11 protein-coding genes and 9 tRNA genes are annotated in these 12,355 nt (G+C 43.7%); 19 read left to right on the plus strand and 1 reads right to left on the minus strand.

Features of this window, described 5'->3' with window-relative positions; all coding sequences use genetic code 11:
• Window positions 1-326: 326 nt before the first annotated feature.
• Window positions 327-932, plus strand: coding sequence for a peroxiredoxin C (locus L5M49_RS00170; protein ID WP_006081247.1), 606 nt, complete (start codon window positions 327-329; stop codon window positions 930-932).
• A 101-nt stretch (window positions 933-1,033) separates the two neighbouring features.
• Here the strand turns inward: L5M49_RS00170 and rnt are convergent, their stop codons facing one another.
• Window positions 1,034-1,711 carry a ribonuclease T gene (gene rnt, locus L5M49_RS00175; protein ID WP_263265226.1) on the minus strand — a complete coding sequence of 226 codons (678 nt, stop codon included), beginning with the start codon at window positions 1,709-1,711 and terminating at the stop codon, window positions 1,034-1,036.
• Window positions 1,712-1,852: 141 nt separating this feature from the next.
• On the opposite strand from rnt, the gene motY reads away from it, so the two are divergent.
• The 18 genes from motY to L5M49_RS00265 all read left to right on the plus strand — a co-directional run bounded on the left by motY (window position 1,853) and on the right by L5M49_RS00265 (window position 12,314).
• Window positions 1,853-2,722, plus strand: a complete 870-nt coding sequence (motY, locus tag L5M49_RS00180; protein WP_263265227.1) for a flagellar protein MotY — start codon at window positions 1,853-1,855, stop codon at window positions 2,720-2,722.
• A 759-nt stretch (window positions 2,723-3,481) separates the two neighbouring features.
• The gene (locus tag L5M49_RS00185; protein WP_105252847.1) at window positions 3,482-5,665 is read left to right on the plus strand and encodes a prolyl oligopeptidase family serine peptidase; all 2,184 of its coding nucleotides are present in this window, start codon (window positions 3,482-3,484) and stop codon (window positions 5,663-5,665) included.
• Between the two features lie 171 nt (window positions 5,666-5,836).
• The gene (gene ybgC / locus L5M49_RS00190; RefSeq protein ID WP_006081251.1) at window positions 5,837-6,238 is read left to right on the plus strand and encodes a tol-pal system-associated acyl-CoA thioesterase; all 402 of its coding nucleotides are present in this window, start codon (window positions 5,837-5,839) and stop codon (window positions 6,236-6,238) included.
• Window positions 6,228-6,914, plus strand: coding sequence for a protein TolQ (gene tolQ / locus L5M49_RS00195; protein WP_028760350.1), 687 nt, complete (start codon window positions 6,228-6,230; stop codon window positions 6,912-6,914). The genes ybgC and tolQ overlap by 11 nt, the downstream gene beginning before the upstream one ends.
• On the plus strand, window positions 6,914-7,348 hold the full coding sequence (gene tolR, locus L5M49_RS00200; RefSeq protein ID WP_113938780.1) for a protein TolR: 435 nt from the start codon (window positions 6,914-6,916) through the stop codon (window positions 7,346-7,348). Before tolQ ends, tolR begins: the two co-directional genes overlap by 1 nt.
• Window positions 7,349-8,392, plus strand: a complete 1,044-nt coding sequence (gene tolA, locus L5M49_RS00205) for a cell envelope integrity protein TolA (protein ID WP_263265228.1) — start codon at window positions 7,349-7,351, stop codon at window positions 8,390-8,392.
• A 9-nt stretch (window positions 8,393-8,401) separates the two neighbouring features.
• Window positions 8,402-9,730, plus strand: coding sequence for a Tol-Pal system beta propeller repeat protein TolB (gene tolB, locus L5M49_RS00210; protein ID WP_028760347.1), 1,329 nt, complete (start codon window positions 8,402-8,404; stop codon window positions 9,728-9,730).
• Window positions 9,731-9,776: 46 nt separating this feature from the next.
• Complete coding sequence (gene pal, locus L5M49_RS00215) at window positions 9,777-10,310, plus strand: peptidoglycan-associated lipoprotein Pal (protein WP_028760346.1); 534 nt, start codon at window positions 9,777-9,779, stop codon at window positions 10,308-10,310.
• Between the two features lie 24 nt (window positions 10,311-10,334).
• Entirely contained in the window at window positions 10,335-11,081 is a 747-nt protein-coding gene (ybgF, locus tag L5M49_RS00220) for a tol-pal system protein YbgF (protein WP_028760345.1), read from the plus strand.
• Between the two features lie 142 nt (window positions 11,082-11,223).
• Window positions 11,224-11,299 (plus strand) — tRNA-Lys (locus tag L5M49_RS00225).
• 58 nt (window positions 11,300-11,357) lie between these two features.
• A tRNA-Lys gene (locus tag L5M49_RS00230) sits at window positions 11,358-11,447 on the plus strand.
• 37 nt (window positions 11,448-11,484) lie between these two features.
• Window positions 11,485-11,560: transfer RNA gene (locus L5M49_RS00235), tRNA-Lys, on the plus strand.
• 60 nt (window positions 11,561-11,620) lie between these two features.
• Window positions 11,621-11,696: transfer RNA gene (locus L5M49_RS00240), tRNA-Lys, on the plus strand.
• Window positions 11,697-11,733: 37 nt separating this feature from the next.
• Window positions 11,734-11,809 (plus strand) — tRNA-Lys (locus tag L5M49_RS00245).
• 37 nt (window positions 11,810-11,846) lie between these two features.
• Window positions 11,847-11,937: transfer RNA gene (locus L5M49_RS00250), tRNA-Lys, on the plus strand.
• A gap of 38 nt (window positions 11,938-11,975) precedes the next feature.
• Window positions 11,976-12,051: transfer RNA gene (locus L5M49_RS00255), tRNA-Lys, on the plus strand.
• Window positions 12,052-12,110: 59 nt separating this feature from the next.
• Window positions 12,111-12,198: transfer RNA gene (locus L5M49_RS00260), tRNA-Lys, on the plus strand.
• A 40-nt stretch (window positions 12,199-12,238) separates the two neighbouring features.
• Window positions 12,239-12,314, plus strand: a tRNA-Lys gene (locus L5M49_RS00265).
• Window positions 12,315-12,355 lie beyond the last annotated feature (41 nt).

The raw sequence follows: 12,355 nt of genomic DNA on the forward strand, positions 1-12,355 counted from the left end.
CCAGTTTGCCGAGGGCTTATCTGAAAAATATCTGAAAATGTGATCATGCTGGGTTTTGTCTGTTAGCCGAATGTGGATTGCTCCGCACACAGGATACGCAGATTGCTCTATCCTTAGTCAGGCAAAACGGAAATGCCCTTGAAAAATGTGATATTGGTCTTAAATAGGTTGTAAGGCACAGCACACGACTTATAATGCCTAAAGATTTGATTGGTAAGAACACCTTTTAATCGGTAAGGATTTAACTCGACCTAGGTTGAGGAGAGCATACTGGCGAAAGGGCATCTTGCCTTACACTTAGTTCAACTCATAGATGGAGATATAAAATGAGCGTATTAGTAGGCCGTCAGGCTCCTGATTTTACTGCTGCAGCTGTATTAGGTTCTGGCGAAATCGTTGATAGCTTCAACTTAACTGCTGCCATCAAAGGCAAACCAGCAGTCGTATTCTTCTATCCACTTGACTTCACTTTCGTTTGTCCATCAGAGTTGATCGCATTTGATCACCGCATGGAAGAGTTCACTAAGCGTGGCGTGGAAGTGATCGGTGTGTCTATCGATTCTCAGTTCACTCACAACGCATGGCGCAACACCCCAGTTGAAAAAGGCGGTATTGGCCAAGTTAAGTACACGTTAGTGGCTGACGTTAAACATGAAATCTGTAAAGCATACGATGTTGAGCATCCAGAAGCGGGTGTGGCTTTCCGTGGTTCATTCCTGATCGACAAAGAAGGCATGGTTCGTCACCAAGTCGTTAACGATCTGCCATTAGGCCGTAACGTTGATGAAATGCTACGTATGATCGATGCATTGCAATTCCATGAAGAGCACGGTGATGTTTGTCCTGCTGGCTGGGAAAAAGGCGATAAAGGTATGAATGCAAGCACTGAAGGTGTTGCTGCTTACCTGTCTGAAAACGCAAGCTCACTGTAATTAGTACTTTTCTAATCACAGTCGCCTGTTAAATGAAAAAAGCTGCCAATGGCAGCTTTTTTGTTTTTTCATTGCTTAAGATCTCGTGTTACCTGTTAAATTTATTCCACAATACCGCTTTCTGCATCTTGCGCATCCACAGCCACAGCCAGTAATGGCCAGCCACCTAATGATTTCCAACGATTCACTATGTGACAAAAAAGCTCCGCGGTACGTTCGGTATCATATAGCGCCGAATGGGCTTCTTTATTATCGAAGGGAATACCCGCCATAATGCATGCCTTGGCAAGTACGGTATGACCAATGGCGAGTCCGGCGAGCGTTGCTGTGTCAAAGGTGGCAAAAGGATGAAACGGCGAGCGTTTTAAGTCGCAACGTTCTATCGCCTTACTCACAAAACCATGATCGAAGGCCGCATTGTGCGCCACTATGATACTGCGATGGCAGTCGGAGGCTTTTTGGGCTTTCTTCACGGCTTTAAAGATTTCTAAAAAGGCTTCTTTCTCGCTCACCGCTCCCCGTAACGGATTAGTGGGATCAATACCGTTGAATGCTAACGCTTCGGGTTCTAAATTTGCGCCTTCAAAGGGCTCAATGTGGAAGTGTAGGGTTTTATCGATTCCTATTACACCTTCATTGTCCATTTTTAGTAGGGTGACGGCAATTTCTAGCAACGCATCGGTTTGAGAGTTGAAGCCCGCAGTTTCGACATCAATGACTACGGGAAAGTAGCCTCGAAATCGGTATTTCAATTTGTTCGCGTCGCAAATGTCACTCATAAAGTACTCAAGAAAATTCACAGGGCGCTATTATGCTAAATGTGTTGGGGTGTGTCATGCTTGATTGGTGGTTTTATGAGCTAAAGGAACTAAATAGTTTGCCGATAAAGCCATGTAACCGATTAAACATGAGTAAAGGCTATGTGGCGAAAACTGATATTAGTATCAATTTTATGCGTTCCAGCAACTGCAATGGCAGAGTTGCGCCATTATGTCGCCTCTTTAAGTGATTCCCAGTGGCGAGTGAGTGAAAATACTCCCATCGTCTGTCGCCTTGAGCATGATATTCCTTCATACGGTAAAGCAATTTTTACCAGTGAAGCGGGTAAACAGCAGAATATGACTTTTACCTTAGATATGTGGGTAAAACCTGATCAAGTGACGCAGGCGAAATTAATTAGCCGCGCGCCGCAGTGGCGTCCTGGTGTGGTATCGAAAGAGATCACTTCATTACATTATCAAAAGTACTTTAACGGTGAAGTGCCTAAGCGTGCAGCTTGGTCTATGTTGGCAGAGTTGAGTCGCGGTATGGAACCAACATTTTACTATGCTGATTGGTATAACGAGTCGAATAAGATAGCTGTGGGTTTGTCTTCAGCTAATTTTGGCCGTAAATATACTGAGTTTAAAGCTTGTCTAGCGCATTTATTGCCCTATAGCTTTGAAGATATCGCTTTTACTGTATTAAATTACGATGAAGGCGGAACCGATTTAACTCGTTTCTCCCATCAACAACTGTCTCGGGTGCAAGAATATTTAGCCTATGATCCCTTGGTAGAGTTAGTGCTGGTGGATGCGTATACCGACAGTTATGGTGGCCGTTCAGTAAACCAGAAAGTGTCGGATACACGAGCTGCGTCGGTAAAAGAGTTCTTTGTTGCCAGTGGTATTCCTCAAGATCGTATTGTCACATTCGGGCATGGTGAGCGTCGTCATGTGGCTTCCAATGATGATATGGATGAAAGGGCGCGTAACCGTCGTGTTGTTATACGGATCAGTAAACCTTTTTAGTGTTTGTTTTACCTAGGTTTTAAGTGTTTTCCAATGCCAAGTTTATGACTTGGCATTGTCGTTTTTAAAAGAAGGAGAGTTCAGGCAGTATGCCACTTTAATCGAATGATTCGCTCAATTTGCGAGTATGGGTAAAAATAATGAGATTTTTTAATTTGTAGTGATGACATATCCACCTCAACAAGTACTGCAGAAAGCGAGAGTGGGATAAGTACGAGTAATATCGATGATGTATAAAACTTGGCCGTTGCAATAATCAGGATTGTGTTTGAAATGCTAAAAAAAGCCCGCTTAAACTAAGCGGGCCGCAAAAATAATGCATTTGCAATCAACAAATTGAAGGAAGGAAGTCAAGCATAAGAACCAGAAAAGAAACTGAAGTGTTGGGAACACACCAGTTTAAAAGTTCTTTGTTTTCGATATCTGCAAGCAGTTATCTCCTGAAAACAAGCACATTCTATTGGGAAACCTGTTGTAAAACAAACGAGAAAAATTGCCCATAAACATTAGTAATTCTAATGGCTAAAAAGGTGATTTATATCACTTAAGTCACTATTTACCTTGATTAATAACTTATAACTCACTATTAATGCATAATAATACACTTCAATAAGCTTATCCTTGCTGCTATTTTGTTAAATTCACGATACAGCTTAAAAAACTTCATATTAAGTTACGCCATTGCCATGATTTTTTTTGCTTGTATAGTACTTGCTGAAAAGGCCTTAAGCCCGAAACCATAAGAAGGACGACAACACGATGGCATTAAGATTTCGCCTTGCAAAGCAAGGTTTGTTAGTGGCCACATTGGGGATGGCACTCGGTGCCTGCCAAAGTGGCAATTCACCTGAGCAAAATTCGACTGAGCAGGCAAGCGCAACTAAACTCGTTTACCCTGTCACTGAAAAAGATGACCTCGTCGAAACCATTCATGGTGTTGCGGTGGCCGACCCTTATCGTCATCTGGAGGCCAATACACCTGAAACTGAAGAGTGGGTAAAAGAACAACAAGACTTTGGTCAAGCCTACCTCGCTAAGATCCCCAATAAACAAGCTGTGGTCGAACGTATTACAGAACTTTGGAATTACGAAAAAGTCTCTGCCCCGTTTGAAAACGGCGACAACCAATTTTACTACCGCAATAATGGCCTACAGGCGCAATCGGTTTTGTATGTTAAAGGTTTAGATGGTGTTGAAAAGCCTGTTCTTGACCCAAATAAACTGTCTGCGGATGGCACTGTTGCCTTATCCGGCGTTGCTGTGAGTAATGACGGTAAAATTTTAGCCTATGGTGTGTCAAATTCTGGCTCAGATTGGCAGCAATGGCAGTTCGTTGATATCGCAACTGGTAAGAAACTGGCCGATGAACTGAAATGGATTAAATTTTCTAGCGCAGTGTGGGATAAAGAAAATCAAGGTGTGTTCTACGCCCGTTATGATGCCCCAGCAGGGGGTGATGTTTTAGCTGACGTTAATTTTAACCAAAAAGTGTATTACCACAAATTAGGCACAGACCAACATCAAGATCTATTGATTTATGAGCGTCCACAGAATAAAGATTGGGGCTTTGGCATTGATGTCTCTGAGAAAGGTGAATACTTATTACTGTCGATTTCTCAAGGTACGGATAAGCGTAATCGTTTCTTCTATAAATCGTTATTTGAGCCTAAATCCCAAGTGGTGGAATTGATCCTCAAATTAGAAGCTGAATATGAGTTTCTCGGTAATGATGGTTCAGTGTTTTATTTCAAAACCGACTTAGAGGCGCCTAATGGTAAAGTGATTGCGATTGACACCCGCAATAGTGATAAATCGCAATGGCAAACGATTATTCCTGAGTCTAAAGATCCGATTAATAATGTCGCCATTATTAATGACCATTTAGTGGTGAGTTATTTACATGATGTGTTAGGTCAATTATCGATTTACAGTATGGGTGGTCAGAAGCGTCAAGATGTGGCATTGCCTGGTCTTGGCAATGTGGCAGGGCCTTTTGGTAAAGCCAGCAAAGATTATTTCTATTATGTGTTTAATAGTTATATTCAGCCTGAAACCACCTATAAGTTTGATTTTAAAACTGGCGGTTCAACCGTCATTGCTAAACCCAAAGTCTCGTTTAATCCCGATGACTATGTTTCTGAACAGGTTTTCTATAGCAGCAAAGACGGTACGCGTGTGCCTATGATGCTCTCCTATAAAAAGGGCTTAGTGAAAAACGGTCAAAATCCGACATTACTTTATGCTTATGGTGGTTTTGCCATTTCGATGACACCACGTTTTAGCCCTGCCAATATCGCTTGGTTAGACATGGGTGGCATTTATGCTGTGCCGAGTTTACGTGGCGGCGCTGAGTATGGCGAAAGCTGGCATCAAGCGGGGATGTTCGACAAAAAGCAAAATGTGTTTGATGACTATTTTGCTGCTGCTGAATATCTGGTCAGCGAAAAATACACCAACAGCTCTAAACTCGGTGCCTATGGCCGCAGTAATGGTGGTCTGTTGATGGGTGCTGCTGTGACTCAACGTCCTGAACTTTTTGCTGCCGTATTACCTGCCGTGGGCGTGTTGGATATGCTGCGTTTTCACAAGTTCACTATTGGTTGGGCTTGGACGAGTGAATACGGTAGTGCCGATAAAGCAGAGCAATTCCCTGCGCTATTGGCTTATTCGCCCTATCACAATGTAAAAGCGCAAGCTTATCCTGCGACTATGGTAATGACAGCGGATCATGATGATCGTGTTGTGCCATTACACAGTTTCAAGTTTGCGGCCATGCTGCAGGAGAAACAGCAGGGCAATAAACCAGTCATTATGCGTATCGAGTCAAATGCTGGTCATGGAGCGGGTAAGCCCACGGCGATGAAGATCGACGAATTTGCCGACATCTATAGTTTCTTGTGGCAGAGTTTTGGCTTAACCTTGCCACAAGCTATCGCAAAATAACTAACTATGTTAATAAAATGGGGTCGTTTGACCCCATTCTCTTTTACAATTGCCCCTATTCATCTGAAACCCGCGCTATTCCTATCTATATCTTCATCGGGTCATTCACAAGTCTTGTTTCCCTAGGTATAGTAAGCGTCAATTTTTCAACCAAAATTTGCTTATTTTCAAATGATGTTTCATTGGCCAATTTCAGTCTATTACGAAGACACCGACGCTGGTGGCGTTGTCTATCATTCGAACTACCTCAACTTTTTTGAGCGCGCGCGAACCGAGTGGCTAAAAGCCCTTGGCGTGAGTCAGACTGCGTTATTAGCCGACGACACCGCTTTTGTCGTAAAGCGTGCGGAACTCGATTTTCGCAAAGCAGCACGTTTTGAACAGAACCTTATTGTTGAAACTAAGGTCATAGAGTTGAAAAAGGCCTCGTTGATCTTTCATCAACGTTTGGTCGATAAACAGGGAGACTGTTATTGTGAAGGCACAGTGCTGGTTGTTTGTGTTGCGCTATCACGTATGCGTCCCCGAGCTATTCCCTTAAATATTGTGCAGGAGTTTGACAGTGCAAGCTGATATGTCGATTGTTGGGTTATTTTTACAAGCCAGTTTATTAGTGAAATTTGTTATGTTCACTTTACTTTGCTTGTCGGTGATGTCTTGGACGGTGATTTTACAACGCCGTAGCTTACTGACATCCGCAAAAAGTAAATCGGCGAAGTTTGAAGACAAATTTTGGTCAGGTGTTGATTTAAACCGTTTGTATAAAGAATTATCATCTCGTCCAGATAATAGCGGTTTAGAGTCATTATTTGTGACTGGCTTTAAGGAATATTCACGCCTGAATAAATTAAATAGCAAAGTGCCCGATGCCGTCATGGATGGTACATCGCGAGCTATGCGTGTGACCTTGTCTCGCGAAATGGAAAAGTTAGAAGCTAACTTACCGTTATTAGCTACGATTGGTTCGACTAGCCCTTATATCGGTTTATTTGGTACGGTATGGGGGATCATGAATTCTTTTATCGCTATTGGTTCGATGGAAAACGCCACCTTAGCTATGGTTGCCCCCGGTATTGCTGAAGCTTTGATTGCAACGGCTATGGGTTTATTTGCTGCAATTCCAGCGGTAATCGCCTACAACCGTTTCTCGACTCAAGTCGATAAATTAGAAATGGCTTACGCAAACTTTATGGAAGAGTTCTCCAGCATTTTGCATCGCCAAGCATACAGTGAGAAGGAAGGGGCATAATGCAACCAGCTTATCAGCGCAAACGTCGTCGCCCCGTTGCTGAAATCAACGTGGTGCCTTATATCGACGTCATGCTCGTGCTGTTAATTATTTTTATGGTAACAGCACCCATAGTGACCCAAGGGGTCAAAGTTGAGCTACCTCAAGGGGCGGCAGAAGTTTTACCCAATGATAGTAAGCCGCCCATTGTTGCTTCAATCGATGGTGATGGTGATTACTTCCTCAATAAAGGCGGTTCAACGAATGTGCCTATGGATTTGGAAGAATTGGCAACGGAAGTGGCTGCACTTATCGTGACTGAACCTGAGCGTCCTGTTGTGGTTAAAGCCGATAGAAATATTCCTTACGATAAAGTGATTCAGTTGATGGTGACACTGCAGCAAGCTGGCGTGCCATCAGTCGGTTTGATGACGGATTCACCCAAGGAGAAATAGGTGGCAGATAAGTCAGATGTAACATTACCTCTGTCAATTTCAGCGGGTATTCATATTGGCGTGATAATTATTCTGGCATTAGGAATAGATTTTTCTCACAAACCTGAGCCTATGCAACAAGTTAGCGCACCAGCAATCAAAGCGGTTATGGTTGATCAGCAAAAAGTGGCTAATCAAGTTGAGAAACTTAAGCAAGAAAAGCGTGATGCCGAACGCCGTGAGCAAGAACGTCAAGCCGAGCTTGAACGCAAAGTTCAAGAAGCGAAACAGGCACGCGAGCGCGAACAAGCTCAGATTAAACAGCTAGAGCAAGAACGTAAGCAGCAGGAAATTGAGATTCAAAAAGCCAATGAAGCGACCAAATTAGCCCAGGTGAAACAGCAGCAGGAAAAGGAAAAGGCGGTCAAAGCCGAAGCCGACCGTAAGCTGAAAGAGCAGGAGCGTAAGGTTGCTGAAGACGCCGCACAAAAAGCCGCTGAAAAACGCAAGGTTGAAGAAGCTGCTGCAGTGAAAGCTGAAACTGACCGTAAGCAAAAAGCAGATGCGGAAGCTAAAGCGGAAGCAGATGCTAAAGCTAAAGCAGATGCCAAAGCTAAAGCGGATGCCAAAGCTAAAGCGGATGCCAAAGCTAAAGCGGATGCCAAAGCTAAAGCGGATGCTAAAGCTAAAGCAGATGCTAAAGCCCTTGCCGATCAAGAGCAGGAAATGGCTGATGCATTAGCGGCTGAGCAAGCGGCGCTGTCGCAAACCATGAATAAGCAGATGCAGAGTGAAGTCGGTAAGTATCAGGCAATGATAAAATCAACTATTCAACGTAATTTGGTAGTGGATGAATCTATGCGTGGAAAGACTTGTACTGTCTCTGTGCGTTTAGCGAATGATGGGTTTGTGATCAGCAGCCAAACAAAAGGTGGTGATCCCAACGTTTGTCGTGCAGCAAAAGCGGCGATTTTGAAAGCGGGCAAACTGCCTGTGTCTCCGGATCCTGCGGTTTATAACTTGATGAAAGAAATTAACTTAATCGTTGAACCAACGTTTAATTAAAGGAGCACCATGAAAATATTGGCAAAATGGTTAGCACTGGCAGTTCTGCTGTGCACCACCCCCGCGAAAGCGGCATTGGATATTGTGATCACAGAAGGTGTTGACGCAGCGCGTCCCATCGCTGTGATGCCTTTTGTATGGCAAGGTCCTGGCGCACCGCCACAAGCGATTGCTGATGTGGTGATGTCTGACTTAGCTCGTAGCGGTACCTTTAAACCTTTAGACGAGCTCGGACTACCTCAGCGCAATATTGGTGCTTTGGCTCAGTTTCAACCTAGTTCATGGTCTAGCGTTGGCGCAGAAGCTGTGGTGTTAGGTACTGTGAAACCTTACGGAACCGATCAGTATTTGGTGAGCTTTGATTTAATCGATTTAGTTAAAGCACAAAACCAAGCATTGAAAGGCTCAGTCAGTGCTACAGAATTTTTGATGGACAGTCGCCAAACTGTGATTTCAGCAGCGCAATTTCGTCAATATGGTCATAGAATTAGCGATATCGTTTATGAAAAGTTAACTGGTATTCGCGGTGCATTCTTAACGCGGATCTCCTACGTCGTGGTCAATCATACTCAAAAAGCACCTTATCAGTTGATGGTTGCGGACTATGATGGTTTTAACGAGCAAATGTTACTGCGCTCACCTGAGCCATTAATGTCACCCACTTGGTCGCCTGATGGGCGTCGTTTGGCGTATGTTAGCTTTGAAAATAAAAAAGCAGAGATTTTCGTGCAAGACCTTTATACCCAAGTGCGCACTAAAGTGAGCTCTTTCCCTGGTATTAACGGTGCGCCGGCTTTCTCTCCTGATGGCAAATCTTTGGCTGTGACGCTGTCTAAGGATGGTCAGCCTGAGATCTATGTTATCGATATTGCGACAAAAGCGATTAAGCGTATTACTAATCACTATGCTATCGATACTGAACCATCATGGTATCCTGATGGGAAGTCGTTGATTTTCACATCTGAACGTGGTGGTAGACCGCAAATTTATCGCGTAGAGTTAAGCTCAGGTAAAGTGAGTCGTGAAACATTTGAAGGTGAATGGAACCTTGGTGGTTCAATTACGCCAGATGGACGTAGTATGATTTTTGTTAACCGTACTAACGGTAAGTTTAATATTGCGCGTATGGATTTAAATACGCGTTTTATGCAGGTGCTAACCTCTACACGCTTGGATGAATCCCCAAGTGTGGCGCCTAATGGTACTATGGTCATATATGGCACTACACACCAAGGTAAGCAAGTATTAGCAGCTGTTTCTACGGATGGACGCTTTAAAGCGAGATTACCCGTGGGTCAAGGCGAGGTGAAATCACCTTCTTGGTCTCCGTTTCTCTAATGTTATACCTTGATTTAATCACATTTAATTTTATAAGGAACACGTAATGGATCTGAATAAGTTGTTAAAAGCTATGTTGGTAGCACTTCCAATTATGGCTATTAGTGCATGTAGCTCAACTTCAGAATCAGAAACTGATGCAATGGGCTCAACAAACGGTTCAGGTAGCGAACTGAATGGTGGCATTCAAACTGGTGGTGTGGGTGCTATGTTGTCATCTGAAGAGCAGCAACGTCAGCAGTTAGAAGAGTTGAGAAAAGAACACATCATTTACTTCGATTTCGACCGCAGTGAAGTTCAAACTGAATTCGCCGCTGTATTAGAAGCTCATGGTACTTACTTAGTTGAGCACCCAAGTGTGCGCGTACTGATTGAAGGTCATGCGGACGAGCGTGGCACTCCTGAGTACAACATTGCTCTGGGCGAACGTCGTGCTAAAGCCGTTGCTAAATACCTACAAGGTATGGGCGTACAGCCAAGCCAAATGAGCGTAGTCAGCTATGGCGAAGAAAAACCACTTGATTTTTCTCGCACTGATGAAGGTTTTGGCAAAAACCGTCGTGCAGTTTTAGTTTACTAAGATTGAATTTCGGAGAGTAACACAATGAAACGTGCCGTCTTAATTACGGCAATGTTCCTTGGTGCGGGCGCTGCGGTTGCAGCGCCTGCTCCTGTGGAAGATATTGCTGGTGGTTCGGGTGATGACAGACTTGCTCGTATCGAACGTATTGTAAAGTCGAGACAACAAAGTGAGCTAGAGATGCAACGTCGTCTTGATACACTGCAGCAGGAAGTTCTCGATTTACGCGGTTTAACCGAACAACAGAATTATCAGATTGAGCAGATGCAAGAGCGTCAGCGTCAGTTATATGATGAGCTTGCTAATTTATCCTCAAAGGCATCTGCCGCACCTGCAGCTGCAGCGACATCAATCCCCTCTGTGGTATCGACCAATGCTGCCGCAAGTAGTTTAAGTGAAACTGCAAGTTATGAAAATGCCGTTAACTTAGTCTTAAAAGAGCGTAAGTATGACGATGCCATTCCTGCCTTCCGTGCTTTTATCAAACAATACCCAGACTCTGTGTATGCCGCGAATGCGAACTATTGGTTAGGACAGCTATTATTTAATAAGAGCGAATTTGCAGAAGCCAAACAAGCCTTCAAAACTGTGGTTGATCGTTTTAGTGATTCTAATAAACGTGGCGATAGTTTAGTGAAGCTTGGCATGATCGCCGAGAAAACCGGTGATAAAGCTGGTGCGATGCAATACTACCAACAAGTTGTCAAAGATTACGCAAACAGCGCCGCAGCACGCATTGCACAGCAGCAACTGGCTGCAATTAAAGCGTAATTAACTAAAAAACATACTCTTAGTCTGTTTTTCATGCAAACGACAAAAAATTGGGAATTTGCGCTTGCATGAGAAGATGAAAAAGGTATTATAGGCGCCCTCAGAGCGGCGAGGTCGTTCGGGGCGTGAAATACCAGTAAATGGGTCGTTAGCTCAGTCGGTAGAGCAGTTGGCTTTTAACCAATTGGTCGAAGGTTCGAATCCTTCACGACCCACCACTTACTCTAATGAATAGAATAAGTTAGTGGTATTTAATGAGATAGTCAGTAGTACAATGGGTCGTTAGCTCAGTCGCTTTTTTATAAAGCTAGGGCATTTGGCTTTTAACCAATCAGTCGAATGGTTCTAATCCTTAATGACGCACCACTTTACTGAAAGTGCATAAATCAGCGCAACACCAGATGGGTCGTTAGCTCAGTCGGTAGAGCAGTTGGCTTTTAACCAATTGGTCGAAGGTTCGAATCCTTCACGACCCACCACTTATTATTCGCATTGTTGATGCCAAAATAAGTGAACGATTTTTATCGTAGTACCTAGATGGGTCGTTAGCTCAGTCGGTAGAGCAGTTGGCTTTTAACCAATTGGTCGAAGGTTCGAATCCTTCACGACCCACCACTTTACTGAAAGTGCATAAATCAGCGCAACACCAGATGGGTCGTTAGCTCAGTCGGTAGAGCAGTTGGCTTTTAACCAATTGGTCGAAGGTTCGAATCCTTCACGACCCACCACTTTACTGAAAGTGCATAAATCAGCGAAACACCAGATGGGTCGTTAGCTCAGTCGCTTTTTTTATAAAGCTAGGGCAGTTGGCTTTTAACCAATCAGTCGAATGGTTCTAATCCTTAATGACACACCACTTTACTGAAAGTGTATAAATCAGCGTTATACCTCGATGGGTCGTTAGCTCAGTCGGTAGAGCAGTTGGCTTTTAACCAATTGGTCGAAGGTTCGAATCCTTCACGACCCACCACTTATTATCTGCATTATGAATGCCACAATAAGTGAATCGTTTTATCGCAATACTTAGGTGGGTCGTTAGCTCAGTCGCTTTTTTATAAAGCTAGGGCAGTTGGCTTTTAACCAATCAGTCGAATGGTTTTAATCCTTCACGGCACTACACTTTACTGAAAGTGCATAAATCAGCGTTATACCTCGATGGGTCGTTAGCTCAGTCGGTAGAGCAGTTGGCTTTTAACCAATTGGTCGAAGGTTCGAATCCTTCACGACCCACCACTTTACTGAAAGTGCATAAATCAGCGTAACAGTTTTAATAG

The sequence above is a fragment of the Shewanella sp. SM74 genome (assembly GCF_025653725.1).
Classification (GTDB): domain Bacteria; phylum Pseudomonadota; class Gammaproteobacteria; order Enterobacterales; family Shewanellaceae; genus Shewanella; species Shewanella oncorhynchi.

Excerpts from the sequence above, each read along its gene's own strand:
- tolR (WP_113938780.1), top strand. The coding sequence starts at position 6,914 with ATGCAACCAGCTTATCAGCGCAAACGTCGTCGCCCCGTTGCTGAAATC.
- ybgC (WP_006081251.1), top strand. The coding sequence starts at position 5,837 with ATGATGTTTCATTGGCCAATTTCAGTCTATTACGAAGACACCGACGCT.
- tolB (WP_028760347.1), top strand. The coding sequence starts at position 8,402 with ATGAAAATATTGGCAAAATGGTTAGCACTGGCAGTTCTGCTGTGCACC.
- L5M49_RS00170 (WP_006081247.1), top strand. The coding sequence starts at position 327 with ATGAGCGTATTAGTAGGCCGTCAGGCTCCTGATTTTACTGCTGCAGCT.
- L5M49_RS00185 (WP_105252847.1), top strand. The coding sequence starts at position 3,482 with ATGGCATTAAGATTTCGCCTTGCAAAGCAAGGTTTGTTAGTGGCCACA.
- rnt (WP_263265226.1), bottom strand. The coding sequence starts at position 1,711 with ATGAGTGACATTTGCGACGCGAACAAATTGAAATACCGATTTCGAGGC.
- ybgF (WP_028760345.1), top strand. The coding sequence starts at position 10,335 with ATGAAACGTGCCGTCTTAATTACGGCAATGTTCCTTGGTGCGGGCGCT.
- motY (WP_263265227.1), top strand. The coding sequence starts at position 1,853 with ATGTGGCGAAAACTGATATTAGTATCAATTTTATGCGTTCCAGCAACT.
- pal (WP_028760346.1), top strand. The coding sequence starts at position 9,777 with ATGGATCTGAATAAGTTGTTAAAAGCTATGTTGGTAGCACTTCCAATT.